General features: G+C 59.3%; 37 protein-coding genes. 36 read left to right on the top strand and 1 reads right to left on the bottom strand.

Annotated features, from left to right (window positions below; genetic code table 11):
- Nucleotides 1-51 precede the first annotated feature (51 nt).
- The 14 genes from C7477_RS11195 to C7477_RS11135 all read left to right on the top strand — a co-directional run bounded on the left by C7477_RS11195 (nt 52) and on the right by C7477_RS11135 (nt 8,716).
- Nucleotides 52-351, top strand: coding sequence for a helix-turn-helix domain-containing protein (locus C7477_RS11195; RefSeq protein WP_110752103.1), 300 nt, complete (start codon nt 52-54; stop codon nt 349-351).
- A complete protein-coding gene (locus C7477_RS18975) occupies nt 348-500 on the top strand; it encodes a hypothetical protein (RefSeq protein ID WP_181418398.1) in 153 nt (50 codons plus the stop codon). Before C7477_RS11195 ends, C7477_RS18975 begins: the two co-directional genes overlap by 4 nt.
- Nucleotides 497-742 carry a hypothetical protein gene (locus C7477_RS11190; protein ID WP_110752101.1) on the top strand — a complete coding sequence of 82 codons (246 nt, stop codon included), beginning with the start codon at nt 497-499 and terminating at the stop codon, nt 740-742. The genes C7477_RS18975 and C7477_RS11190 overlap by 4 nt, the downstream gene beginning before the upstream one ends.
- The gene (locus tag C7477_RS11185; RefSeq protein WP_110752099.1) at nt 739-1,713 is read left to right on the top strand and encodes a ParB N-terminal domain-containing protein; all 975 of its coding nucleotides are present in this window, start codon (nt 739-741) and stop codon (nt 1,711-1,713) included. Before C7477_RS11190 ends, C7477_RS11185 begins: the two co-directional genes overlap by 4 nt.
- A 2-nt stretch (nt 1,714-1,715) precedes the next feature.
- Nucleotides 1,716-2,183, top strand: a complete 468-nt coding sequence (locus C7477_RS11180; RefSeq protein ID WP_181418397.1) for a hypothetical protein — start codon at nt 1,716-1,718, stop codon at nt 2,181-2,183.
- A complete protein-coding gene (locus tag C7477_RS11175; protein WP_110752095.1) occupies nt 2,180-4,438 on the top strand; it encodes a Mu transposase C-terminal domain-containing protein in 2,259 nt (752 codons plus the stop codon). The genes C7477_RS11180 and C7477_RS11175 overlap by 4 nt, the downstream gene beginning before the upstream one ends.
- A 27-nt stretch (nt 4,439-4,465) precedes the next feature.
- The gene (locus C7477_RS11170) at nt 4,466-5,233 is read left to right on the top strand and encodes an AAA family ATPase (RefSeq protein ID WP_110752093.1); all 768 of its coding nucleotides are present in this window, start codon (nt 4,466-4,468) and stop codon (nt 5,231-5,233) included.
- The gene (locus C7477_RS11165) at nt 5,233-5,832 is read left to right on the top strand and encodes a hypothetical protein (RefSeq protein ID WP_146226091.1); all 600 of its coding nucleotides are present in this window, start codon (nt 5,233-5,235) and stop codon (nt 5,830-5,832) included. Before C7477_RS11170 ends, C7477_RS11165 begins: the two co-directional genes overlap by 1 nt.
- Nucleotides 5,820-6,209 (top strand): MarR family transcriptional regulator, encoded by a 390-nt coding sequence (locus tag C7477_RS11160; protein WP_245411814.1) that lies wholly within the window; start codon nt 5,820-5,822, stop codon nt 6,207-6,209. Before C7477_RS11165 ends, C7477_RS11160 begins: the two co-directional genes overlap by 13 nt.
- On the top strand, nt 6,196-6,465 hold the full coding sequence (locus C7477_RS11155; protein ID WP_110752089.1) for a hypothetical protein: 270 nt from the start codon (nt 6,196-6,198) through the stop codon (nt 6,463-6,465). Before C7477_RS11160 ends, C7477_RS11155 begins: the two co-directional genes overlap by 14 nt.
- Before the next feature lie 17 nt (nt 6,466-6,482).
- Nucleotides 6,483-7,025, top strand: coding sequence for a host-nuclease inhibitor Gam family protein (locus C7477_RS11150; protein WP_110752087.1), 543 nt, complete (start codon nt 6,483-6,485; stop codon nt 7,023-7,025).
- On the top strand, nt 7,025-7,426 hold the full coding sequence (locus tag C7477_RS11145) for a hypothetical protein (RefSeq protein ID WP_110752085.1): 402 nt from the start codon (nt 7,025-7,027) through the stop codon (nt 7,424-7,426). Before C7477_RS11150 ends, C7477_RS11145 begins: the two co-directional genes overlap by 1 nt.
- A complete protein-coding gene (locus C7477_RS11140) occupies nt 7,423-8,106 on the top strand; it encodes a DUF7168 domain-containing protein (protein WP_110752083.1) in 684 nt (227 codons plus the stop codon). The genes C7477_RS11145 and C7477_RS11140 overlap by 4 nt, the downstream gene beginning before the upstream one ends.
- 214 nt (nt 8,107-8,320) lie before the next feature.
- Nucleotides 8,321-8,716: a gp16 family protein gene (locus C7477_RS11135; RefSeq protein WP_110752081.1), complete on the top strand. Its 396-nt coding sequence runs from the start codon at nt 8,321-8,323 to the stop codon at nt 8,714-8,716.
- 5 nt (nt 8,717-8,721) lie between these two features.
- On the opposite strand, the gene C7477_RS11130 is transcribed toward C7477_RS11135, so the two are convergent.
- On the bottom strand, nt 8,722-9,048 hold the full coding sequence (locus tag C7477_RS11130) for a hypothetical protein (RefSeq protein ID WP_146226090.1): 327 nt from the start codon (nt 9,046-9,048) through the stop codon (nt 8,722-8,724).
- A 77-nt stretch (nt 9,049-9,125) separates the two neighbouring features.
- On the opposite strand from C7477_RS11130, the gene C7477_RS11125 reads away from it, so the two are divergent.
- From C7477_RS11125 to C7477_RS11025, 22 genes are all read left to right on the top strand, one after another.
- Nucleotides 9,126-9,509, top strand: coding sequence for a helix-turn-helix domain-containing protein (locus C7477_RS11125; RefSeq protein ID WP_110752077.1), 384 nt, complete (start codon nt 9,126-9,128; stop codon nt 9,507-9,509).
- An 80-nt stretch (nt 9,510-9,589) separates the two neighbouring features.
- Nucleotides 9,590-10,438, top strand: coding sequence for a glycoside hydrolase family 19 protein (locus tag C7477_RS11120; RefSeq protein WP_110752074.1), 849 nt, complete (start codon nt 9,590-9,592; stop codon nt 10,436-10,438).
- Nucleotides 10,438-10,845, top strand: a complete 408-nt coding sequence (locus C7477_RS11115; RefSeq protein WP_110752072.1) for a hypothetical protein — start codon at nt 10,438-10,440, stop codon at nt 10,843-10,845. Before C7477_RS11120 ends, C7477_RS11115 begins: the two co-directional genes overlap by 1 nt.
- On the top strand, nt 10,846-11,178 hold the full coding sequence (locus C7477_RS11110; RefSeq protein WP_110752070.1) for a hypothetical protein: 333 nt from the start codon (nt 10,846-10,848) through the stop codon (nt 11,176-11,178). It abuts the gene before it with no gap.
- Complete coding sequence (locus C7477_RS11105) at nt 11,178-11,678, top strand: DUF1804 family protein (protein WP_110752068.1); 501 nt, start codon at nt 11,178-11,180, stop codon at nt 11,676-11,678. The genes C7477_RS11110 and C7477_RS11105 overlap by 1 nt, the downstream gene beginning before the upstream one ends.
- Nucleotides 11,675-13,333 carry a phage terminase large subunit gene (gene terL / locus C7477_RS11100; protein WP_110752066.1) on the top strand — a complete coding sequence of 553 codons (1,659 nt, stop codon included), beginning with the start codon at nt 11,675-11,677 and terminating at the stop codon, nt 13,331-13,333. The genes C7477_RS11105 and terL overlap by 4 nt, the downstream gene beginning before the upstream one ends.
- A complete protein-coding gene (locus C7477_RS11095; RefSeq protein WP_110752064.1) occupies nt 13,330-14,742 on the top strand; it encodes a phage portal protein family protein in 1,413 nt (470 codons plus the stop codon). Before terL ends, C7477_RS11095 begins: the two co-directional genes overlap by 4 nt.
- Before the next feature lie 53 nt (nt 14,743-14,795).
- Nucleotides 14,796-16,283 (top strand): PBECR2 nuclease fold domain-containing protein, encoded by a 1,488-nt coding sequence (locus tag C7477_RS11090; protein WP_110752062.1) that lies wholly within the window; start codon nt 14,796-14,798, stop codon nt 16,281-16,283.
- A 106-nt stretch (nt 16,284-16,389) separates the two neighbouring features.
- Nucleotides 16,390-16,854, top strand: a complete 465-nt coding sequence (locus C7477_RS11085; RefSeq protein WP_110752060.1) for a phage virion morphogenesis protein — start codon at nt 16,390-16,392, stop codon at nt 16,852-16,854.
- Nucleotides 16,855-17,131: 277 nt separating this feature from the next.
- Nucleotides 17,132-17,440 (top strand): hypothetical protein, encoded by a 309-nt coding sequence (locus tag C7477_RS19090; protein ID WP_210206144.1) that lies wholly within the window; start codon nt 17,132-17,134, stop codon nt 17,438-17,440.
- A gap of 46 nt (nt 17,441-17,486) precedes the next feature.
- The gene (locus C7477_RS11080; protein WP_210206143.1) at nt 17,487-18,281 is read left to right on the top strand and encodes a hypothetical protein; all 795 of its coding nucleotides are present in this window, start codon (nt 17,487-17,489) and stop codon (nt 18,279-18,281) included.
- A gap of 14 nt (nt 18,282-18,295) precedes the next feature.
- Nucleotides 18,296-18,634, top strand: a complete 339-nt coding sequence (locus C7477_RS11075; RefSeq protein ID WP_110752058.1) for a DUF2190 family protein — start codon at nt 18,296-18,298, stop codon at nt 18,632-18,634.
- Between the two features lie 29 nt (nt 18,635-18,663).
- Nucleotides 18,664-19,614 carry a major capsid protein gene (locus tag C7477_RS11070; RefSeq protein WP_110752057.1) on the top strand — a complete coding sequence of 317 codons (951 nt, stop codon included), beginning with the start codon at nt 18,664-18,666 and terminating at the stop codon, nt 19,612-19,614.
- 11 nt (nt 19,615-19,625) lie between these two features.
- Nucleotides 19,626-20,177, top strand: a complete 552-nt coding sequence (locus C7477_RS11065; protein ID WP_146226089.1) for a hypothetical protein — start codon at nt 19,626-19,628, stop codon at nt 20,175-20,177.
- 2 nt (nt 20,178-20,179) lie between these two features.
- Nucleotides 20,180-20,416, top strand: a complete 237-nt coding sequence (locus C7477_RS11060) for an Acb2/Tad1 domain-containing protein (protein WP_110752053.1) — start codon at nt 20,180-20,182, stop codon at nt 20,414-20,416.
- Nucleotides 20,417-20,514: 98 nt separating this feature from the next.
- Nucleotides 20,515-20,985, top strand: coding sequence for a phage protein Gp36 family protein (locus C7477_RS11055; RefSeq protein ID WP_110752051.1), 471 nt, complete (start codon nt 20,515-20,517; stop codon nt 20,983-20,985).
- Nucleotides 20,982-21,473: a Gp37 family protein gene (locus C7477_RS11050; protein WP_245411813.1), complete on the top strand. Its 492-nt coding sequence runs from the start codon at nt 20,982-20,984 to the stop codon at nt 21,471-21,473. Before C7477_RS11055 ends, C7477_RS11050 begins: the two co-directional genes overlap by 4 nt.
- 12 nt (nt 21,474-21,485) lie before the next feature.
- Complete coding sequence (locus C7477_RS11045) at nt 21,486-21,710, top strand: hypothetical protein (protein ID WP_110752046.1); 225 nt, start codon at nt 21,486-21,488, stop codon at nt 21,708-21,710.
- Nucleotides 21,711-21,713: 3 nt separating this feature from the next.
- Nucleotides 21,714-22,976: a phage tail sheath family protein gene (locus C7477_RS11040; protein WP_110752044.1), complete on the top strand. Its 1,263-nt coding sequence runs from the start codon at nt 21,714-21,716 to the stop codon at nt 22,974-22,976.
- 15 nt (nt 22,977-22,991) lie between these two features.
- The gene (locus C7477_RS11035) at nt 22,992-23,504 is read left to right on the top strand and encodes a phage major tail tube protein (protein WP_110752042.1); all 513 of its coding nucleotides are present in this window, start codon (nt 22,992-22,994) and stop codon (nt 23,502-23,504) included.
- 50 nt (nt 23,505-23,554) lie between these two features.
- On the top strand, nt 23,555-23,899 hold the full coding sequence (locus tag C7477_RS11030) for a hypothetical protein (RefSeq protein ID WP_110752040.1): 345 nt from the start codon (nt 23,555-23,557) through the stop codon (nt 23,897-23,899).
- 237 nt (nt 23,900-24,136) lie between these two features.
- Entirely contained in the window at nt 24,137-24,646 is a 510-nt protein-coding gene (locus C7477_RS11025; RefSeq protein ID WP_110752038.1) for a hypothetical protein, read from the top strand.
- Nucleotides 24,647-24,733: the final 87 nt, after the last annotated feature.

Raw genomic sequence — 24,733 nt, 5'->3', positions numbered from 1 at the left:
CATCAATAAAAAGCGGATGCGCCAACACCCGCTTTCCATTCAGGAGTTCCAATGTCGAGACCCAAAAAGTGGACCAAGTCCGAGATCAAGAAGCAGCTTGAGGATCGCAGCATGACCCTCACCGGCCTCGCTGAAATGCACGGCCTTAACCCCAACACCTTTCGCGCCGTCTGGTCCCGAACCGTTCGTCCAGCGGAAAGGGCGCTGGCCGATTTCCTCAACGTACCTGTCGAGGAGCTTTTCCCGGATCGCTATCCCATTCGGAAGACCCGCATCCTTGATACCTCAAAGTACCCCTCGTTAGAAAGTCTAAAATCTAACGCTGCTTTTGACAGGAAAGCAGCGGCATGAGCGCGTTTCTGTCTAAACTCACTAGCGTTTCTGACAGGGGTTCCCTGCTGGACGCGCTCTCGTTTTGGGCCGTAATCGCATTTGTCCTGGGCGTCATGTTCTACGCCGAGATCGCCGCGATTGCCGTCATGGTCGCGAGGGCCGGATGATGGCAAATCATGAAACAGCTTCTGACATCTGCGACATAGAAGCCCGCAATGCCATGGAAGGGTATGCATCCGAACGCGACATCGTCGAGCGAGCCAAGAAGGCTTTTGATGTTTGGTGGGAGAATGTGGACCTTCCTGCCTATACGCGCCCGGACGGATTTACCTCGTGGCGTGCCTTCAAGGCGGGCTATCTGTCTATGGCGCGCGAGCTTGGTCATCTGCCGGAAGGCGGTGACGCATGACCACTCATGTCAATGTCGCCATCCCGGAAATCCGCATTTCCGCCATTCAAGATATCAAGCTCTCCGACATCGACATTCCTGATAATCGCGCTCGCTCGTTCGACCAAGACGAAGCCGGGGCTCTCGCGTTCATCATTGCAGCATCAGGCCTTCAGCATCCGATCCGCGTTCGCTTAGTCGGTGATCGGTTTCGCCTGATCGCCGGACGTAAGCGGCTTGAAGCTTTCAGAATGTTGGCATGGGAGATGATCCCCGCGACCATTTCGACCGCAGCGACCGATGATGAAGCGCGCCTTGAAGAGGTGATGGAGAATCTCGGGCGGCATGAGCTGAAGGTGCTCGACCGTTGCCATCATCTATTCGAGTTAAAGCAGGTCTATGAGCGTCTGTACCCCGATGCGAAACATGGCGGTGACCGGGGCAATCAACATACAGGTGGCAAAACGCAAAAATTGCGGCTTGCCGCTGACAGCGATGAGGTCTTTGGCTTCGCCGCCGCCACTGCCGACAAAATAAGCCTTTCCCGCCGCTCCATCGAACTCGCCGTTAAAATCTGGAAAGACCTGTCCGACGCCTCGCGCAAACGTTGCGCCGGGACATGGCTGGCCGATCATCAGGCCGGGCTGAAGCAGCTTGCCGAGCAGTCCCATGCCGATCAGGCGAAGGTCCTCGACATTCTATTCAGCGATCCGCCGAAGGCGACCAATGTGTCGGACGCGCTAACGATCATCGCCCATGGCGTTGTGCTGACGCCTACGGAAAAGAAGGTCGATACCGTCAAGAATACGCTGAGGGCGATGCCGGACACGGTGGTCGCAGCGGTTGTCGATGAGCGTCTTGCGGAAATGCAAAATAGCATCACCGTGTTGAGCAAATTCTTTGCCAAGCTGGAAGACGCCGAACTGGACAAGGTTGTCGAGCAGCATGAAGAGCGCATTGTCGCTTCTCTCCAGCGCCGGGGCCGCATCTGATCATGTCCCGCCGCCGCGATCCTCTCACCAAAGACCTGTTCAGCTGGGAGCCGCCGAAGGTGGCGGTCGGATACAGCGCGGACGTGATCGGTCGCGGGCGGCTCGACAGCAAAATTGCACGGTTGATTTCCCATGCCCTTCGCGATGTCCGCGATGAAAAGGGGCTTAGCCGGGAAACCGTGGCGCAGAAGATGAGTGAATTTCTGGACCGCGAAGTGACGCCGGCCACGCTCTACAAATGGACCTCCGAAGGATCGGAAGGGCATCGCATTCCGCTCGACGCCTTCATCGCCCTTGTCCAGGCGACCGGGGCAAAGGATTTGCTCGGCTTTGTACCGGGAGAGTTCGGCCTGACCGTGATCGAAGACGAATACGCCGATCTGATCGAAGAGCGCCTTTTAGAAGATCATCGCGACGACGTGGACGCTCGCATTCGAGCGCTCGCCGCCAGCAGGAAGGCAAGACGATGAAAGAATGGTTCACCGCCGGAGAGTTGGCGAAAATTGCCGATGATCGTGGGCTTACCAGCTTCCCGCGTTCAGAGCGCAGCGTCCAGCGCCATGCAAATGAACATGGCTGGAATGGCCTTCCCGACAACCAGTGCCGCATCCGAAGCGGTCGTGAAGGCGGCGGCGGTCGCGAATACCACCGTTCGCTGCTGCCGGAGGTCATGCAGAACGTCATCGACGGGCTTGAAATCAAGACGGTTTTGATTGCCGCGCAGGAGCGTCGGCGTGAAGTAGAGAAGCGGAAGGTCGCGCTTCTGCCAGTTACGTCGTTGCGGTTCCGCCAGCGGCAGGCCATGGAAGCGCGCGGCGAAATCCTCACCGCCATCGACCGCTATATCACCATCAACGGCATGGCCGCGCGGCGCGAAGCCATCATGATGTTCGTTCGCGCGCAGGAGGAACATGCCGAGCGCAAAGCCGCCTTGGAAAAGGTCGAGGCTGGTGAGGCACTGGCAGCCCGCGAGCGCATGTTGCTGGAGCGTGTTTCTCTTCTTGCCGATCCGGCAGGCTTCGGCCTGCTGGAAGATACTTTGCGGCTGGCAAATGACCGGGCCGGGGATGATTTTCAAGTGTCTTTGCGAACCGTTCAGCGCTGGTACAGTCAGCGCGACAGCGCCGGCATCACCGCGCTTGCCCCTGCGCTGACCAAGGCCGAAGAGCCGGTCTCCGAAGAGTTCAGGGGATTTCTAACGCATTATGCCAAGCCAGGTAAACCTGCTGCAAGCGAGGCGTTGGCGGAATACCGCAAGGAAAATCCTGCCACCACACTGACCGTCGAAAAGGTCCGTTACACGTTGAGAACCAAGCTCAACGACATTGAGAAGAATGTCGGTCGCGAGGGGCTTCTAACGTTGCGCTCGCGGTTGGCCTACATCCAGCGTTCGACGGAAAACCTGTTCCCGACCACCATCTACACGGCTGACGGCAAAACGTTCGACGCCGAGGTCGCGCATCCAATCACCGGCAAGGCGTTCAAGCCGGAAATCACGTCCATGCTTGATGTGGCAACCCGCAAATGTGTCGGCTTTTCCATTGCCCTGAAGGAAAACGTCATCTCGGTGACGGAAGCCTTGCGCAAATCCTGCGTCAGCCACGGCATTCCGGCGATTTTCTATACCGATCGTGGTCCCGGTTACAAAAACAAGACCTTCGACGCGGATGTGAACGGCCTGATGGGCCGGCTTGCCATCACCAAGATGCATGCCCTGCCATATAACTCACAGGCCAAGGGTATCATCGAACGTTTCAATGGCACCGTCTGGAACCCGCTTGCCCAGAAGCTGCCGACCTATCTCGGCGCGCCGATGGACAAGGAAGCGGCGAAGGCCGCGCACAAGGCGACACGGCAGGATTTGAAGCTGCTCGGCATGTCACGCCTGCTGCCTTCATGGGACAATTTCCGCGCCATGTGTGCGGAGGCGATTGCCGAATATAACGCCAAACCGCATCGCGGACTGCCGCGCTTCATGGACGAGGCGACCGGCAAGTACCGTCATTATTCGCCTAACGAGTTCTGGGCGCAGCATGTCGCGGACGGCTTCGAGCCGGTGCCGGTTGTGGCTGACGAGATGGACGATCTGTTCCGCCCCTACGAAATCCGGGTGGCGCGACGCGGCCTCGTCGAGTGGAACAACAATAAATACTACCACCAAGCGCTGGAGGCATATCACGGCGAAGAGGTCATGGTCGGGTACGACTTTGACCAGGCGCGCTTTGTTTGGGTGCGTGAGATCGACCGTGATGAAGGCCAGCCCGGCCCGTTGATCTGCGTTGCGGATTACACCGGTAACAAGCGGGATTATGTCCCGCTGACCTTCCAGCAGGCGGCGGAAGAAAAGCGCCAGAAGGGCCGCGTCAAGCGTCTTCAGAGCAAGCTTCAGGATGCCGAGGCGGAATTCATTACGCCTTATCTCATCGAACAGTCCGCTATCCAGCCCATGCCGATCATCGACGTGACGCCGGAACTGGTCACCGCCTCGAATGTCGAGGTGCTTGCGGACTACCGCGAGCCTCAACAACAGGTCCAGCCGAAACGGCGGACCTTCAGTTCCGATGTCGAGCTTGCCATGTGGGCGCTCGACCATCCCGACGAGCTAATGAGTAACCAAGTTCGCGTCTTGCGCGGGTGCCTGCAAAGCCCTGCCGCAATTGAACATTTCCGGCTGTCAGGCATCGACGTGGATGCCCTTCGAAACGTCATCCGCGCCGTAGCCTGACAGCCTCAACTAACAGGGAAAATAGGCATGAGAAACCAGTTTGTCGAGACATCCAACGTGAAGCGCTACCAGGGCGCGCTTGCCGCACTGGAACAGCGCGGCGCGCAGGAAGCCTGTCTCGTCGTTGTCGATGGTTTGCCGGGTCTCGGCAAAACCACGACGCTCAAGCATTGGGTGGCGCAGAATGGCTGCGTGTACTTGCGCGCCAAGAAGGAATGGACGCCGGCGTGGTTCATGAACGAGTTGTTGGAGAGCCTTCGGGTTCATCCGCCTCACGCCTTTGCCAAGAAATATGCCAAGGCGTTAGAAGAACTGGCGCTGCGCCAGGACGCGGCCATGATGGGGCGGCGCGCGTTCGGGCTCGTCATCGACGAGGCAGATCACGTTTCCAACAAACCCAGCATTCTAGAAACGATCCGGGACATATCCGACATGATCGAATTGCCGACCGTCCTGGTCGGTATGGGAAAGGTCAACGACCACCTTGGCCGTTTCCCGCAAGTGGCCTCGCGCGTGTCGCAGCGGGTCCGTTTTGAAAAAATGACCGAAGCAGACGTGAAAGCGCTGGTCGCGGCGCGCTGCGAGGTGCCGGTAGCCGACGATCTCATCAAGTTCGTCCATACGGTCAGCGGCGGCTACAACCGCGAAGTGTTGGAAGCCATCGCCAATATCGAACGCTTCGGCCTGCGCTTCGATTATGGGCCGGAGGGCGTCACGCTTGCCGACATGGCGGGTCAGGTCATCTTCACCGACCGCCGGAGCAGTCAGGCGGTCAAGGTTCCGGAGGCGTTCTGATGGAAAGATACGCTCCGGGAGAAATCCCCACCATGGTCCTGCAGTGTTTGAGCGACGGATCGTGCCGGACGGTAGACGAGATTGGCGCGGTGCTGCCCTTGAGCAGGCGGCAAATCTGGGGCGGCGCTTCCATCCTGATCAAGCGCGACTATCTCGATCGGACAGAAAGGGGTTGTTATCGCCTGACACAAGCCGGTCTGAACGCAGCCGCTAACGGGGAAAAGATCGCCGGTGGCCCGATCGGGCCGGATACCTGCATCGCTCGCAAACCGCTCCAGAATACGCTTCGCCAGCGGGCCTGGAACGCCATACGGATAAGCCCGAGTTTTACCGTGGGCGACATCGTCATGGCCGCTGCCCGCGACGAACGCTATCCGGATATTGCGGTGCGACAGTATATCAGGCTGCTTCGCCGTGCCGGGTATGTGGCGGAACTGCCTACTCGCCAGCGCGGAACGCACCGCAACGGTGGCAGCTCCAAGCGGTTTCGGCTGGTGAAGGACACCGGTCCGATTTCGCCGGCGTGGCGGACACACAAGGGGGCGCTCTGGGATTATAACCTGCGCCAATTCGCCGAGGAGGTGTCATGCGACAAATGACCCTCATGCGAATGGCCGATCCAAAATGGGTCGATGTCCTGAAGGCGGAAACCGAGAAGCCGGGCCGGACGAAGCAGGCCATTGCCAACGAACTCGGCACTTCGCGCACCGCCGTGTCCCTGATCGTCGCCGGGAAATACTCGGCCCGCATGGACAAGGTGTCAGTCAAGCTCGCGCCGAAGGTCATGGCGCTCTACGCCCAAAAAGTGTGGTGCCCACACCTTCGCAGCGATCTGGCGCCGGATGCCTGCCGCGATAATGCGAGCGCGCCCATGCCGACCAGCGATCCCGACAAGCTGCGCCATTGGGCGGCATGCCGCCGCTGCTCGCAAAACCCCGTCTCCATCAATATCGAGGTGAAAGATGTCGCTGTCTGACTGCCTGCGTGAGTTGCGTTCCGAGATGGAAACAGTTTCGTTCCGGTCGAACGGCAACGCGGTCTTTTTCACCGGTGCCCAGGTGCAATCCTACATTCTCGCCCTGACGACTTATGAGCGAGTGGCGCGGCATCTGGAAAAGTGCGCCCAAGATGCGCCCTTAGCGACCGACGAAACCGTCATTCCCTTTCCCAACCCGAAACGCCCCCGGCTGTTCGTTGTCCCAGACGGCGACGGCGGCAGCAACATTGCCTGAACCGAAGGAAACCAGAAATGGCTAAAAAGACAAAGACCCTTGGGGTCAACCTGCCCGTACCGCAGAACCGAGAGGACGCTGTGCAAGCGCTGCGCGATATCGGCGAGGCGAACCGACAGATCGCTCGCATTGAGGCCGATATGAACGATCAGATGGCCCGCCTCAAGGCCGAAGCGGAAAAGCAGGCCACTCCGTTGAAAGAAAAGGTCGCGGCGCAAACAGAAGGGCTGAAAGTATGGGCGGAAGCCAACCGTGATGCACTGACCGCTGGTGGTCGGACCAAGACGGCCGATCTGGGCACGGGCAAGGTGAGCTGGCGGCTTCGTCCGCCTAGCGTGCGCATCACCGGGGCGGATCGGGTAATCGAGGCGATCAAGAAACTGGGCTTTTCAGCGGATTTCCTCCGCACGAAGGAGGAGGTGAATAAGGAAGCGCTCCTGGCCGATCCTGATCGCGCCCGGATGATCGCCGGCGTTGGCATTGGCACCGCTGGCGAGGACTTCATCGTCGAGCCGTTCGAGGCCGACATTTCCGCCGCCGTTGAACTTGCGAGGGCGTGATGGAAACGCTCGAGACATTGCAGAAGGAACTGGAACGCGCCGAGACGCAGCTTTTCTGCGCCGATATGATCGATAGCGGCACACGGCGTGATCGCGAGATGACCTATTGGAAAGGTCGGGTGGCCGAACTCAAGCGCAAGATCGTGACCACGCAGGAAGTGATCATGGCTAGAGTCCGTTCTGACTTTGACAAGCAGCGGCTTTCGAAAATAGCCGCTGCTACGGCGGGAATGCCTCACGGCGAAGCCATGATGCTTCTGGCAGATGCGATCGCCGGCATTTTTATGGCCTGCAATCCTTCGGCTTCGAATGAGGTCATCGAAACGATGACGGCTAGAATTGCGAGACGCGTCATATTCATGGCCGTTTTGAACTGCCCTAGAACGGCAGGTGCGGCATGATCAGCGAAGCTCTCCGGAAACGCATCAATGCCTTGCGTCAGCGCACCACGGCGCGCGGCTGCACCGAGGCGGAGGCCATGGAAGCCGCCGCCAAAATGGCCGAACTGATGCGGGAATACGGTTTGTCCGACGACGAACTGGACATGACGCAGGAGGCGGCGCGTCTTCATGCCTCCGAACGTTCGCCGCGCGCCACTCTTTGGGCTGCGATTGCCCGTTGCACGAACACCGCCGCGATGCTCTCCAGTTCGCTGGATGGCCGTGTCATCATCTTTATCGGCAAAGAGCCGGGGCCAGAAATCGCTGCTTATCTTCATGACGTTTGCGAAACTGCGATCACTCATGAGGTGAAAAAATTCAAGAAGAGCGAGTTTTACCGCCGCCGCCGTTCGACGGCCACGCGCAAGCAGGCTTCTGCTGAATTCACCTCGGGTCTGGTTTTCAGCCTCACGATGCGGCTACTCGATCTGTTCAAGCCACGCATCTCGGCGAGGGAAATCCAGCAAGCCGAGGCGGAGCGCGACCGCCGCTATCCCGAGACGAGGTCGGTAAAGACACCAGCGTATAAGCCGCGCTTCGATCATGCCCGGTATGCCGGTGCACTGGCGGGCGACAACGTCAACATCGCCCATGGCGTACGCGGCCGGGAGCCGCAGAAGCTGATTGGCGGTGCGAAGTGACTGGCAAAGCCAATCTTCTCTCCACTGGCGCGCCCGCACCGGAGCCGGTTTGGCGACTGGTCTGCGAATTCGCAAACGGTTCGTGCCGTTGTGCTTCCAATCTGGACGCCAGACCATGCCGGGCGGTAGAGGCAGCAGAGCAGCGTATCCGCGTCAGCGTCCTTCATGATCTTTCTAAAGTTTATGACATCCGGCGAAAGAGGGCGGCGCGGAAATGAACAGCAAGGCCATCATCAATATCGCCTGTCAGCAGCTTGGACTGGATGATGACACCAAGCGCGCCATGTACATGCGCGTGACCGGCGTCGATTCCTTGCGCGCCATGACTGAGCGCCAGCTTATCGCCGTGGTCGACGAACTGAAGCGCCGTGGCTTCAAAATCAAAAAGGCCGGGAAGCAACTCCCGGCCTCGCACAAACCTTATATCCGGCTGATCCACGCGCTTTGGCGATCCTGCCACCGCAAGGGTATCATTCAGGACGGTTCCCGCACCGCCTTGCGGTCCTTCGTTAGCGGACGCGCGCCGGTTGATGATCCGGATTTTTTATCCGTTGAACAGGCCGACCCTATAATTAAGGCGCTGAAAGCGATGGAGGCGCGCGGGATATGACGCGTTTATTGGCAAATTGCCTTGCCCAGTTCCTTGTGTTCCTGTCGCAACATTGCCGCGTAGTCGAGAAGCGAAATTGCTACAAATCTACCCTTGGGGCGTCCTGCCTGGTTGAGAACAAGGCAAAGATATTCACCAAAACCGCTTCTTTTGGTTCCGTCGTCATCCAACGCAACCCAAAGGCTGATGCCTTGCGACCATATAGCATCGCGTACTTTCTTTTCTCCTTTGATCTTTTCCAGACCAACTTTCTGCCAATCCTCCAGATTGGTTTCGGCAAATGCCAGCGTCGGCGCGAGGGCCAGCAAGGCAGCTATAAGTATGGTTTTCATGGTGATGTCCCCGTTTCCAATGGCGATCGCATAGCAGTTGCGCCGCATTGCGGACAATCGTTTTTAACGGGTGCCGCATGACCGATTTGCAGGCGTTGCCGGCATCGATTGAGATGATCGCGGATACCATCGGTGTGCGCCTGGCGCTCAAGATCGTGCAGGTCTATGGCGGGCAGGAAATCAAGTTCCCGAAGAACCCGCATGACCAGCATCCGGTCATTCTGGCTCTTGGCAAGGAGGATGGCTATGCGATATGCAATTATATGGGCGGAAATCTCTTGTCCGTGCCGCATTGCCGTCCGCCTCGTAGCGCGCGGGCCGAAATCAAGCGGCTGGAGGCGATAGGTTTGTCCAGGCGAGAAATTGCCCGCCGCCTCGGTATAACGCAGCGGTGGGTCCGCAAGGCGGCAAATGGACCGCCGAGCAACCAGATGGCTTTATTTGAATTTGATGATAGCTGACCGGAACCTTGTTCCGGTCATTTTGCTTTTGAGACCGCGCCAAAGTCCTCGCATTGCAATCCTGCTCCGCGAGGCAACCCGTGTCCCCGATCAAAAACCCGACTACCTTCTTTTCCTATTTGCGCCGCGCACCTTTCGGCGGACGGCTGACACAGGCGCAGATCGACGGCATCAATGTCATTCTGAGCCAGTGGGACTATTACCACCTCACCGACCGGCGCTGGCTCGCCAACATCCTTGCCCAGATTTTCCACGAGACGGGCGGACGCATGCAGCCCGTACGGGAAACCTTTGCCTCGTCCGATACGCAGGCAATGAATCGGCTCGAAAATGCCTGGAAGAAGGGCGATCTTCCGTCCGTTAAAACGCCCTATTGGCGTGATGGCCATTTCGGGCGCGGCTTCATCCAGATCACGCATGAGCGGAACTACTGGCGTCTCGGCAAACGTCTTGGTCTCGAGTTGGTGACCAACCCGACGAAGGCGCTGGACCCGGTCATCAGCGCCCGGATCGCCATCGTCGGCATGACGGAAGGTATTTTTACCGGCAAACGGCTCCCGGACTATTTCAGCGACACGGTGGACGATCCAGTGAATGCGCGCCGGATCGTCAATGGCACCGACAAAGCCAAGCTCATCGCGGGCTACCATAAAAACTTCCTCGACGCCATCGATGCCGCGAGCGAAGAGGAAGAACTGCCCGACGTCAGTCCCGCGCTTGCCACCGCCGACGATGTGCCGCCCGCTGCCAGTGGCTCAGTGAAGAGCCTGATCGGCGGCACGGTCGGCACGGCTGTCGCATCCGGCATCGTCGGCATCAACAATCCCTGGGCTTTCGGCATTACCGCGCTGCTCCTGCTTCTTGGTGCTGGCGCGGTCTATATGTTCGCGTCGGGCCGCTGGTCGGTCAACCGCCTGAAGGAGATTTGATGCTCTCCTCCCTCTTGCAATGGCTCACCGGCGATCTCATGGGCGCGCTCACCCGCGCCTATGAGATGAAGCTCAAGGCCGAAAACGACGAACAGCGGCTCGTTGCCGATGCCGCGATCGCGGACGTGACCCGGCATGTCGAGGCCGCGCGAAACGCCAAGGAAATCCGGCTGGCTTCCGCCGGATTTTGGGAAATGCGGTTCATCACGGCGGTCATCGCCGGTTGCTTCGCGCTGCATTTGCTCCTGGTGACGCTCGACACCTGCTTTGCGCTAGGCTGGCGGATCGCCAAGTTTCCCGCGCCCTTCGACGAATGGGAGGGCGCGATCCTACTTTCATTTTTCGGAATTCAGGCTCTTGGCGGGGGCTTGAACGCGATTGCTGCCGCCATAAGGGGACGGAAATAAATGACAGGGCCTGAAACCATTTTCGGCATGAAAGTCGCGACACTTTTAAGCTCCACCATCGCGGCGGCCTTGTCGGTCCTGCTTGAGTGGCGCTCCCATAGCCCGCTGACGGCTATCGGCTCGATCATCGCCGGCGTCTTCGTCGCCACCGTCGCCACGGAACTGACGCTCGACCTTCTGGGCGTGGCGGAAAACCCCGGATCGTGGGGCTATGCCGTCGCCGCCGCCTACGGCATCACGGGCCGCAACCTCATCCTCTGGCTCAAGCAGGCATCCGCCAATCCGCCGCAGCTCATCAAGGATATCCTCGGCCTCGGCAAGGGGGGCAAATAATGGCGAGCGATCAGGATACCCGCCGCAAGGCCCGTTCGGATTATATCTATCGCCGCATGACCGCTGCCACGATTGCCTTGTCACTCGGCATTTCGCAGGCGACATTTGGCCGGTGGAAGAAAGCTGCCAAGGAAAACGGCGACGATTGGGATATTGCGCGCTCGGCCTCCGTCATCGCCGGTGAAGGCATTGAGACGGTGGTTTCCAGCGTCGTTGAAGACTTCATGATTATGGCGCAGTCGCTGCTTGACGAGATCAAGAACGGCGAACTTGCACTGGCGCAGAAGGTGAGCCATCTGGTGGCCCTTGCCGACGCCATGACGAAGATGACCGCCAGCGCCGGGAAACTTGCTCCAAAAATTTCCGAGCTTGGCGTTGCACAGGATGTCATGGGATACCTGATCGAGTTCGTTCAGGAAAACTTCCCGCAGCATGTCGCCGCTATCATGGAAATCATCGAGCCGTTCGGTGAACGACTGGCGAGCCGTTACGCATCATGAGCAAGCGGCCAGTCCTGAAGGCGAAAGTCAGCCCGAAAGAGTTTCAGGAGTTCATCAGCAAAAAGGCTGATGAGCTTTCGCGCTGGATCGAGCTGTCGGTTACAGCCTTTGCCTCTGATCCGAAGGCTAGGGACGAGCGCCTGGCTAAAGTCCGGCATCCCGAAACCGGCTTCCAGTTTTTCTTGGAGACCTACCTGCCGCATTATGTGAAGGGCGAGCACAGCCTTTTTCACAAGGCGATATTCGCACGGGTTCCGGAAATCCTCGCTTCTGAAAAGGGCGTTAGAGACTTGTTTATCGCGCCCCGCGGATCGTCGAAATCCACGCACCTGTCGCTCGGGTTTGCCCTTTATTGCATCTGTCTCGGACACAAGCGCTATATCCTTGAGGTCTGCGATGTCTATGCGCAGGCCGCGCTGCTGATCGAGGCGATCAAGGCGGAACTGACCGAAAACCCGCGCCTATCTTATGATTTTCCAGACGCCACCGGACAGGGCCGGGTCTGGCGCGAGGGCGAGATCGTCACCAAGGGCAATGTCCGTGTCGAGGGGCTTGGCGCGGTGCAGAAGCTGCGCGGTCGCCGCCATGGTCCGCATCGCCCGGACCTCATGTTCTTCGACGATCTGGAAAATGACGAGGCGGTGCGCTCACCCGAACAGCGCAAAAAGCTGGAAACGTGGATCAAGCGCGCTGCCTTGAAGGTAGGTCCGCCCGACGGCAGCATGGATGTGGTCTGGGTCGGCACGGTGCTGCACTACGACGCCGTGCTGGTGCGCGCCGCGAAATCTCCCGTCTGGCGGGTTGCCGAATTCCAGGCGGTCATCCGGTTTCCGGATCGCATGGATATGTGGGACAGGTTCGAAGAGCTTTTCCAGAATGACGGCGAGGAAGCCGCTCGCGCATTCTACGACGCCAACAAGGCGGATATGGACGCCGGCGCCATCGTCAACTGGCCCGCGATGCAGCCGCTCGTCTGGCTCATGCTCGAGCGCGCCGCCGATCACGACAGTTTCCAGACCGAATATCAGAACAAGCCGATCAATGCCGGCAGTCCGTTCAGCAAGCTGACCTTCTGGACACTTCAGCAGCCAGACTTGATCCATTTCGGGGCGGTTGATCCGTCGCTTGGCAAAAAGGGTCACGGACGCGACCCGAGCGCCATCCTGATCGGCGGGTACAACCGGTTGCATGGCACTATGGATGTGCTGGAAGCGTCGATCCGCCGCCGCCTGCCGGATATCATCATTTCCGACATCATCGCCTTGCAGCGGCAATATCGCTGCGTGCTGTGGTTCGTCGAGGCGGTCCAGTTTCAGGAATTTTTGCGGACCACGCTGATGATGACCGCTGCCAAGCAAGGCGTCGGCATATCCGCCGTGCCCGTCATTCCTAACGCCGACAAAGATCTGCGCATCGAGCGGCTTCAGCCGCCGATCGCGAACGGCCTGATCCGCCTTAATCAGACGCAACAGACGCTGATCGACCAGCTCCAGCAATGGCCCGACGCCGACCATGATGACGGCCCCGACTGTCTCGACATGCTCTGGCAACACGCTCTCCACTATGCGGGCGGTGGGCAGGCTGGTGCGGGCGGTGGTGGCATGATGACCGCCGCCGGCGCTGGCAATTCAGGACTTGAGGGATACCGCCTATGAGCCGCCGCAAGAATCGCAAGACAGCCAGCTTTTCAGAGGTGACGGCGGCCGAGCGCAAAAACCTACCTGCCGATGCCCGTACGCTGATCGCGGACGTAAAGAACGATATCACCATCCCGTTTTACAGCGGTGCCTTGCAGCATGCCGACGATACGCTGATCCAGCGCGGCGGCGGCAAGGGGCTCAAGATTTATGACGAAATCAAACGCGACACCCATGCGTCGGCCTGCCTCACTAAGCGCACCAAGCAGCTCGTGGCGCGCGAATGGGAGTGCGAAGCGGCGTCGGATAAGCCCCTCGATGTCGAGGCTGCGAATTTCGTGCGCGAAACGCTCGAAAATCTGCCCTTTGACCGGATTTGTGAGGATTTGTCGGGCGGGGCGATCCTTAAAGGTTTTGCCGTCTCAGAAATCGTCTGGAAGCGCGATGGCAACCGCATCGTGCTGGAAAAGATCGTCACCCATGATCAGCGGCGTTTCGCCTTCGGGCAGGATTGGCGTCCCCGGCTGTTGACCTGGACGAACATGAACGAGGGTATTGAACTGCCCGAGCGCAAGTTCATTGTCCATCGCCATGGTGTCGTCGGCAACAATCCCTATGGCCTCGGCCTCGGGCATCAACTCTTCTGGGCCGTGCTGTTCAAGCGCGAGGGGGTGGCGTTCTGGCTGCATTTTCTGGAAAAATTCGCTGGTCCAACCGTCATTGGCGAAACGCCTTATGGGATGCTGTCGGAAGAGCAAAACCAGTTCCTGCAAAAGCTTGCCAGCATCAAGACCAGCGCGGCCGTCACGGTTCCGGTCGGTGCGTCGGTCAAATTTTTGGAAGCGGCGCGGTCGGGATCGGTCAGCTATCAGGATTGGCTGGAATATTGGGACAAACAGATTTCCATCTGCATCCTCGGCGAAACGCTAACGACCGATATCGGCGCGGCTGGATCGAAGGCAGCGGCGGAAACCCATGCCGGCATCCTCGACCTGCTGGTGGATAGCGATGCCGATCATCTCTCCGACACCTTGCATGAGCAGCTCGTGCAGTGGCTGGTGGATTATAATTTCCCCGGCGCCGGCGTTCCCCGTGTCTGGCGGGTACGACCGAGCAACGAAAAGGCTAAGGCGGAAACCCGCAAGGCCAAGGCCGAGGCGGCGTCATCCGAGAATGCCGCCCTGGTCGAAATTCTAAAATCAGCGGCCTTGATCGACGATGATGACGACGCCCGCGAATTCATCGTGTCGTTCGAATTGACCCATGCATTGTCGCAAACCGCCATCGACTGTCTCGTGGAAGCTCGCTTCGCCTTCATGGAAAATGGCAAGCGCGATGCAGTGATGCGAAAGGCTGCGGCGGAAAATCCGGTCTTTGCCGCGCTGTTTGGTCCGCTCGACGTAAAAAAAAACTCTATAGCTCGGTAAGCTTTGCCGCCGAGCCAGATCCGGTCAGCGACATTGCCGGCCGGGTCGAGGATTTGGCTGGCGGCCATTTCACCCGCCGCCTTAGTGCCATCCGCGCCGCGCTGGATGCCGCTGCCGATCTGCCCGCCGCCGCCCGCGCGGTCCTCCAGTTGGCCGCCACATGGACGCCCGCCGCGTTAGGAAAACTGCTAGCTGATGGGCTGGAGCTGGCGGCCCTACATGGCCGCGAGGCGGTCTACCAGGACGGCGAGGATGAGGCCAGCTTTGCCGACGCAGACGTTTTCAACCAACCGTTCCGTGAACAGATCGACTATCTACGCCAAAAGCGCGGCAAAATAACGAAGGTTTGGACCGACGCGATGCGCGGCGTTCATGATCGCGGTTTTGTCATTGCCGGTGCAACCGATCTGGCGATGCTCTCCGATTTCCAGACGGCAATTGCCGATGCGATCGAAAAGGGCCGCACGATCGAGGATTTTCGGGCCGATTTTGACCGGATCGTCGCCAAATATGGTTGGCAATATAAAGGCGAGCGCGGCTGGCGAACGCGGGTGATCTTCGAGACCAATGTCCGCACCTCCTATATGGCCGGACGGCTCAAGCAGATGCGCGATCCGGACATACTGAAGCTGCGCCCGATCTGGGAATACCGCCACGGCGAGACCCGCACACCGCGATCGCCGCGTCCTCAGCACGAGGCATGGCACGGTCTCTGCCTTCCGCATGACGATCCATTCTGGGAAACGCATTTTCCGCCTAACGGCTGGCTTTGCACTTGCGGCGTTCGTTCGCGCTCCATGCGCGACCTGAAGCGCTTGGGCAAGGACAAGCCGGACGCCGCGCCGGTCGAGTTGATGGAGCCGATCATTGATCCGATGACCGGCAAGCTGATCGAGCAGCCGCAGGGCATCGGGTATGGCTGGGACTATATGCCCGGTGACCTCTGGGAGCGGGGCTTGACGCCATCCAGCCTGATGGATGAAGGCCGCGAGCTGCTGGACAATCCACGGATGGCCGTTGAAATCGATATTACGGAGCCGCTTGAGGATTTGCTGAAGAAGGCCAAGCCGTTTTCCGCAAAGCCCCTCGAAGAGGGCTTGCAGCCGGAAGATTACGTGCGGGCGTTCCTGAAGCCATTCGGTGCCGACATCGGCAAGGCTGTCCTGTTCGAGGACAAGGCCGGTACGAAAATACCTATTTCCGACCGGCTTTTTCGGGATCGCAAAGGCGATTTGAAGGTTGGGAAGGGGCACCGAGCCACTGTCACACGGTTGCTGGCGGAGGCGCTCATGGACCCCGATGAAATCTGGCTAGGTGTAGCTCGCAAAAAAGACCCAGTCGACAAGGCGGTTGAGGAGTTGATTGTGGATCGGCGCTATATTCGTGCAGACCCGGAAAACGGCCTGATGATCGTCTTTGAAATTGGAGAAAGGCTCTGGGAGGAAACTACCGCTTATAATACTGGCGAGATTGGAAAGCCTAACTTGAAAGGCATCGACCTGCGTCGTGGGGGGAAACTCATTTACAAGCGGCCAGAATAATAAAAGGCCGGGGTGATCCGACCTTATGTCAGGGAGCTACCATGACCATCACCGGTCCTCGCGTTGCTGACAGGCCTCAATATAGTTCCATCCGAAGGAAAAGTCCATGACCGGCATCAGCTACAAGGCTACCGTTGACGACACGGACATGCGCGAAAAGCTGGCGGAGTTGATCGACCGCATGGAAAGCCCGCGAGGATTTTATGTCAATGTGGGCGAGCATCTCTTGAATTCGGTTGGCGACAATTTTGACAACGAACAAGGCCCGGACGGGGAAAAGTGGGCACCGTTGTCGCCAGTGACCATTGCCCGGCGCGAAGCGGCGGGATATGGGCCAACGCCTATCCTGCGGGTAACGGGTGGTTTGCGTGGCTCCTACAATTATGAAGCATCGGATACGGAGGTTCGTGTCGGGACGGCAAAAGTCCAGGCGGCGATGATGCATTTCGGCGGGGAATCGAAAGGCTATATGACGGGCGCTGTCATTCCCGCCCGTCCGGCAGTCGGCATCTCGACCGGGGACGAGGAAGAGATTTTTGCGATTGCGGAAGACTGGCTGGCGGTGGAATGACGCCATTTGATTTTCTGGCCCACGGATGCGCATAAGCCTTGCCAATGCCCCGATCTACCGATTTCAGATTCACCCCGCGTTAGACACGCGTTAGAAATCGAATGCCGGGCTATCGGGCCGGTGATGGCACCTGCCGGAAACGATCCGGCTTGAAACCCGCCGCGACCTGACGCATTGTCGGTTGAGAGTTCACCAGTTCGATTGACCGGAACCCAGTTCCGGTCATTTTGCTTTCTGGCATACGGCAAGGTCGCTTCAGATGATTTCTGGAGCCGACATGACCACGTCCGCCAATACCGCCACCGCCCGTATCGAGGTTTTCCGCCCCGGCACCTTCACCCCCATGGAGGGCGCGGCGATCACCTATACCGCCGCCGACCTGAAGGCGGTTGCCGACTGCTACGATCCGGAAACCGCCCCTGCGCCGTGCGTCGTCGGTCATCCATCCACCGACGCGCCGGCCTATGCCTGGGCAAAGGGATTTGAGTATGACGCCAGCGCGCAGCGTCTCTATGCAACGGTGGGTGAGATCGAGCCGGCGTTTTCGGAGGCGGTGAAGGCGGGGCGCTATAAAGGGGCGCTATAAAAAAGTCAGCCTTTCCTTCTTCCGGCCCGACCATGCCGCAAATCCTGTGCCTGGCACGTGGTATCCGAAGCACATCGGCTTCCTCGGCGGCGCGGCTCCCGCTGTGACCGGCCTGAGGAACGTCCAGTTTTCCGCGCCCGACGCATCGGTGACCGTGAGCGCCGATTTCGGCGAGCGCGGTTTCGAGGATGCAGCCGGTCTTTTCCAGATGTTGCGCGAATTCATCCTCGAAAAATTTGGCAGGGAAGATGCCGACAAGGCGCTGCCCGCTTTCCGCATCGAGTGGCTTTCGGAAATCGAGATCGAGAAGCCTTCACTCCGCCCGGCCTTTTCCGAACCCCCTGTTCCCCGCAAAAAGGAGCCTCTCCCCGTGACGAAACCCAATACACCGCCCGATCCGGCTTTTGCCGCGCGCGACGCCGCCCTGACCGAGCGCGAAGAGCGCATCAGGAAGCGCGAGCAGGAAGCCGCGCACGCCGACAACGCCTCTTTTGCCGAAAGCCTTGTTGCGGATGGCAAGCTGTTGCCGGTCAGCAAGGACAAGGTCGTGTTGATCCTCGGCGCACTCCCGGCTGAAACCTCGGTTTCCTTCGCTGCCGGTGAAGCCGCCGTTCCCGTTGCCCAGGCGCTTCGCGACATTCTGAAGGCGCAGCCGAAGATCGTTTCCTTCGGCGCGTTCGACATGCCGGAAATGACCGGCGCAGGTGGGCGCGCCGCGTCCTTCGCCGCCGACGGCAAGCCCGTCGATCCGTCCGACATGGAGTTGCATGCGAAGGCGGTCGCCTACCAGAAGGTCCATCCCGGCATGGCTTATCTCGACGCCGTTGCCGCTGTTTCGTAACCGGAGATTACGCCATGCAGTTCTTTCATTCTGTCCTTAGCGACACGATTACCGCCACCACGCTTTTCGATGCTTTTGACCTTGTCGGCTACAATGATGGCAAGGTCACCGCCGACGATGCGCCCGTGAAGGCCGTCGCCTGCAACCCGGCAACCGAAATCGGCCTGGACGTGGCTGGGATGCTTATCGGCACGGCGCGAGTTCGAGCTCGCGGCCCCGTCGCCAAGGGTGACAAGCTCATTTCCGCTGCGGCGGGCGGCGTCAAGACCGCTGCCGCCGGTTCCGTCAACGTCTTTGCCACCGCACTCACCAGCGCGGCTGACGGCGAATTCGTCACCATCCTCCTCCGATAGGCTCTCGCCGAACTTCAGAAGGAACGTCCATGCCCGCTCTTAATCAGCGTACCGCCGCCGTTGTCGATCCTATCCTTTCGACCCATGCGCGCGGCTATCGCAATTCCACTTTCATTTCCGCCGACCTGATGCCCCGCGTGTCGATCCCGAACCGCTCCATGCGCACGATCCGTTTCGGCAAGGAAAGCTTTCGCCTGCTCAACACCCGCCGTGCGCCGGGAGCCGACCGCAAGCGCATCCAGTACGGCTATGCCGACGATCCGGTGTCGCTGGCGCAGGATTCGCTTGAAGCGATTGTCCCGGTCGAACATCAGCAAGAAGCCAATGCCGTTCCCGGCATCGATCTCGCGGCCGGCGCCGTCAACATGGTTCTCGACGTTCTCGACCTAACCTTGGAGGTCGATAGCGCCAGGCTCGCCCGCGATGCTTCGAGATACGATGCCAATCACAAGCTGGCATTGATCGGTCCGGACCGCTGGACGGACCCGAATTCCGATCCGAAGGGCGATCTCGACGCGGCGAAGGAGGCGATCCGCCGTTCCGTCGGGCGTTATCCGAACACGCTGGCCCTCGGCCCGAACGCGGCCAATGCGCTGAAGAGCCATCCGAAGATCAGGGAGCAGTTCAAATATACGTCAAAGGACAGCATTTCGACCGAGATGCTGGCGGCGTATTTCGACGTCAAGAAGGTCGTCGTTGGCGCAGCCGTCTATCTACCCGAAACGGCGGACGATAGCACACTCGCCAATGATGTATGGGGCGATGATGCCATCCTCGCTTACGTTCCTGAGCTGGGGAACAATTTTCAGGTGCCGGCCTACGCCTATACCTACGAGCTGATTGGCTATCCGCAGGTCAACAAACCCTATTTCGAGGATCGCAACGGTTCGTGGATTTATCCGACGACCATCGAGCGCCGCGCCACCATCACCGGTGCCGAGGCCGGGTTCCTTATCCAGAACGCTGGAACAGCGGCTTGATGGAGGCTGATATGGAAGATCGGAAAATCTCCGTCACCCTGACCGGCCCCGCCAAGATCGACGGCGTTAGAGAACCGGCCGGAAAGACTGTCGCCGTCACTACGACGTTCGCGCGCCAGCTTGCCGCCTCCGGCGTTATCGACCCGGTAGTGGTTAGAGGTGTGGCCAACGTCGATTTGTCCGACACGTCGCTGGAAATCAATTCCCAAGCGGCATTCGATCTGGCGGTGGCCCAAAAGGCCAAGGTGCTTGCAGAGACTATGGTGGATGAAGTGATCCCCGCTGTTGTCGGGCTTTTGAAACGCGAATGCGATGAGATGAAGGCAAAGCATCAGTTGGAAATCGCCAAACTCGGCAACGATCTGGCCGAGTATCGCAAGACCATCGACGAACGGGACCGTCAGCTTGTGGAGATGGTCACGCACACCAACGAGTTGGAGAAGAAGCTCTCCGACGCGACCGCCCGAGCCGAGGCGGCAGAAAAGAAGCTGGTCGAGGTTCCTCAGTCGAAGCCGGAAGATGAAGCCGGTAAATCATCCAAACCAGCGAAAGAGGGGAAATAGGGATGCCGAAACACGAAGGTCTGCCAATCCCCGGTTATCAGCCTCAAACCGACGGCGCGATCCAGTTGGTGAAAGCCAACAAGGAACTGGAAGAGCATCTGTTGCGGTTGTTGGATGCCTTTCAGACGAATGATGACATCGATAAGCGCTGGCTCGCCATCGGTCGTACCCACATCGAGCAGGGTTTTATGGCGATCAATCGCGCTGTGTTTCGACCGACCCGTATCGATTGCGAATAAGGCCCGTCCCGAAGTCTCCCAAGCCGGGCCTTTCGAGCGGGGTGGTTTTTCTCCTGGGCCACTCCGCTCGCTTTTTCTCTCACAATGGATACCCGCTAATGCCGCGATTTCTAACGGTTGACGAATTTACGCAGATGTTCGGGCTTGCCGAAGTCTCGCAGATCGCGGGTATCGGCAATCTGAACGATCCTGCCGGACGCACGCTCGATGTGGTGAAGATCGACGCGGCGCTCGCCTATGCCGAGGATATTCTGATCGGTTATGCCCGTGCCCGCTATGCTGTCATCGAGACGCTGACACCGGAAACCACGCCTGTGCTCGTCAAGGGCCTGATCGGCGACGTTGCCCGTTACCGGCTGCGCGACAAGTCGGGCGGTCAGGGACAGGTCTCTGATATCGTGAAGGAACGCCACGACGCGGCGCTCTCCAACATCAAGGCCGTCGCCACAGGCAAATTCGAACTGCCTATCGGCGGCGAGCCGGTCAACGGCGAGGCCGGTTCGACCCGTGTAGACGCCATCATTCCACCCTCCCGCGTGAGCGGCATTCTTCATGGGTGGCACTCATGAGTGACAGCCTTCGCACCGTCCGTCCGCCGCTGGTCATCGAACAGGTCGAAGACGCGCTTCTGGCCTTCCTGAAGGAAAACGTCTCCGGCCAGTGCAAGGTCGAGGTGTTTCCAAACGATCCGAAGCTTTACGACTTTTCCGGCCTGCCAGCCGCGCTGCTGATCCATTATGCCGGATCGCGCTATGCCAATCCCAAGGGACCGGCAAACACGTCGCAGATCCGCACCATGGAATTCTCGCTGGTGCTCCTGGTGCGGTCGCTACGCGGCGAAGGCGGCGCGTACAATCATCTGGAAGATATCCGCCTTGCCCTGCAGGGCCGCGCCTTCGCCGGTGCCGGTCCCGCCATCATAGCCCGCGACCAGTTGATGGGAGAGGACGATGGCGTCTGGCGCTGGGAAATCCGCATCGCGCTCGGCCTTCCCGCCGTCGCCCGTGCCAATCAGTCACCCGCGCCGCTCATGCGGCCCGCATTTTCAACCCTCTGAAGGAACGAAGGAATGGCAAAGCAGCCGCAGAACCGAAAGTCCTATCGCTACACCGGCCCGGTCACACCGCTCGACATCGAGGGCGAGCCGACCCGGATGCTGTTTCCCGGTACGTCCTATACCGGCCTGCCGGAAGATCATGTGATCGTTAGCAATCTGATCGACCGCAAGCTGCTCGTCGCCGAATACGGCGAGACCGCAGCCATTGCCGCCGATATCCCTGTAGAAGGAGCCTGACCTATGGCGGCAACATTTCACCACGGCCCGGAGGTCGTTGAGCACAAGGACGGCGTGACGGTCGTTCGCGATGTCAAATCTGCCGTGACATATGTCAACGGCACGGCCCCCATTCACGATGTTCATGACACCGCCCAGAAGCGCGCCGGCTACATCAACAAGCGCATGATCGTGCGATCGCACCTTGAAGCCTCGGCGGCATTCGGGCCGCACAAGGCGGGCTATACGATCCCTGCCGCACTGGACGCCATCTTCGACCAGGGCGACGGCGGCACGATCATCGTCAATAACGTGTTCGATCCGGACACGCACAAGGACGGCGCTGCGCCCGATCCGTCCAAGGTAACGACGCAGGAAATCAACGGCACGATCACGCCGGCCGGGCAGGCAACCGGATTTTCCGGTGCGTATGAGTGTTACAATAAATTCGGCTATTTCCCGAAATTGCTCATCGCGCCGGGCTATTCGCCAGCTGCGACCGTCCGTGCCGAAATGGATGTGGTGGCACATCGCCTCAATGCGCTGGCGATTGCCGATCTACCGCTTGGCCTGACCAAGCAGCAGGCGGTCGAGGCGCGCGGCGCGACGGGTATCGCCAACACTTCCAGCGCCCGCACGATCCTGACCTATCCGCATGTCGTGATCGAGGACACGGCCGGCGCGGCTGAAACCCGGCTCGACCCGCTGTCCTCGCGTCTGGCCGGCGTCATCATCGCCACCGACCTCGAACAGGGCTGGCACCATTCGTCATCGAACCGCGAAATCAAGGGCATCGTGGATCTGGAAGTGCCGATCAACTTCTATCCGTCCGACTACCAGAACGACACCAACTTTCTGAACGAAGCGGGCATCGTCACGGCGATGCGCTCCTTCGCCACCGGCTTCCGCACCTTCGGCAACCGGTCGGCTGCGTTCCCGTCATCCTCGCATGTCGAGAACTTCATCCATGCCCGCCGCATCCTCGACATGACGCATGAGGCGATCATTTTCTTCCTCATGAATTATGTGGATCGGCTCGGCACCCGCCAGAATGTCGAGGCGGCGGAAGAAGGCGTCAACGCCTATCTGCGCTCCAAAGTTGGCGAAGGCGTGTTTTACGGCGCGTCCTTCCGCTTCGACCGGACGAAGAACACGCCCGAGCAGATCGCGGATGGCCGCTTCTTCTATCGGCTCGAATGTCACCCGATCTCTGTCATGGAGCGCATCACCGTCGATTCCTACGTCGATACGAAATTCATTGCCGACGCGCTTTCGCTCGCGGCCTGACAGGAGGCATAAACTATGGCACGGAAAAACGGACAGATCACGCAGGCCGACTGCTACATCAACGAGGTGGATGTGTGCGGTCGGGTGGCCGAACTGGACATGGGCGAGATCGGTCACACCGAGGTCGAACATAAAACGCTCGGCATGATCGGCGTTCTGAAGCTGCCCGGTCGCCCAGTGGAGGCGATTGAAGGCAAGATTTCCTTCGAATGGCTGGATGAGGAGGTTTCCCGGTCGATCCTCAACCCGACCAAGGTCCACAAGCTGCAGCTCCACTCCTATGTCGATATCTTCGACGGCGATGGCCTCAATGGCGACCAGTCGCATACGCTCATCACCCATCTCGGCTTTCAGACCATGAAAACGGGCGGGCGGACGGCGAAGCTTGGCGAGAACCTCGCCCAGGAGCACGACATCTCCATCTCGATTTTCAAGCAGTCGGTTTATGGGGCGAGTGTCCCGATCATCGAATTCGACGCCTGGAACAACATCTACAACATCAACGGCGTTCCGGTCTGGCCCCGTTAGGGCCGGGCAGTGATCCGCAATTTCTAACGCACCCGAAAAGGAAAAATCACATGCCTGAAGAACTGACCGGCGTTCGCGCCAAGCTGAAGGCCCATAAAGAAGCCAGTGCTGGTAGCCGCACCGTCAAACTGGATGAAAGCGGGATTGAATGCACGGTGCTGAATTTCATTAATCACGGCGCTTGGATGCGGGCACATCGCACCGCCAAGGGCGATAACCCGAAGGCGCAGGCTTCGTTTGTCGCTGAGGTGGTGCGCTTCGAGGGTGAAAAATTGACCTTGACTGACCTCACTGAACTCGTGCCTGCCGGCGACATGCTCCAGTTGATCGGCGAAGTCTTTGGCGGCAAGGATGGAGGTGACAGCGAGGGGGAGCCGGGAAAGGCGCTGAACTAGACCTGTCATATCCCGCCCAGCATGTTTTCCTCGTTGAACAGGGCTGGGACCATGATAGGCTGGAAGCCATGGATATGGACGAATTCCTGTTTTGGTTTAACGAAACAGTAGAATTCGAAGAGGCAAAAGCGGCGGCGATCCGCAAAGCCCAGGAGAAGTGACCGGAACCCGGTTCCGGTCATCCTGACTTCCGAAAAATGCGACCTCTGGCAGGTATTCCGGCCGGAGGTTTTTTTTATGCGCTTTGCGATGATTTTCGAAGGCGTCGACCGCGCGACCAAGGTCATGAACAAGATCATGGCTGCGGAGAAGAAAACGGCGGCCGCCACCAAAGCCGGGGCGAAGTCATCCAAGAGCGCCGCCGACAACAACACCAGGGCAACCGAGAAACAGGTATCCGCGCTGAACCGGCTCGGATCGGCTGGCCGAAGCGCTTATAACAAAGTCGCGGCGGGAGCGCGTGCTGCTGAACAAGCGACCAGACGCGCGACAAAGGCCCTGCATGAGCGATCCAAGGCGATCGGCAAGAAGGGGATCGAACACGTCAAAAATGGCGGCGGCAAAGCTGTACGCGGTGCCGTTGTTGCTGGTGGTGTCGCCGCTGGCGCTGCCGGTATAGCTGTCGGTGGGGCAACACTCGCCGCCACGCAGTTGATCGATACGGCCTCGCAATTCGAAAAGTTTCAAGCCACGCTTGAGACAACCGAAGGCTCCAGTCAAAAAGCAAAAGCCGCAATGGTGAACTGACCCCCGAAAGTTGGATGTCAACCTTCGGGGGTTTTTCATGTCCAGGCACAGCACTGCTTTCAAGCATTCTGTTGTGGAATTTTATCG

Origin of the sequence: Paramesorhizobium leguminum, from assembly GCF_003217235.1 — a bacterium.
Taxonomy (GTDB): Bacteria; Pseudomonadota; Alphaproteobacteria; order Rhizobiales; family Rhizobiaceae; genus Paramesorhizobium; species Paramesorhizobium leguminum.
The sequence above is the reverse complement of the archived record's forward strand: the minus strand, read 5'-3'. Positions and strand labels throughout refer to the sequence as shown.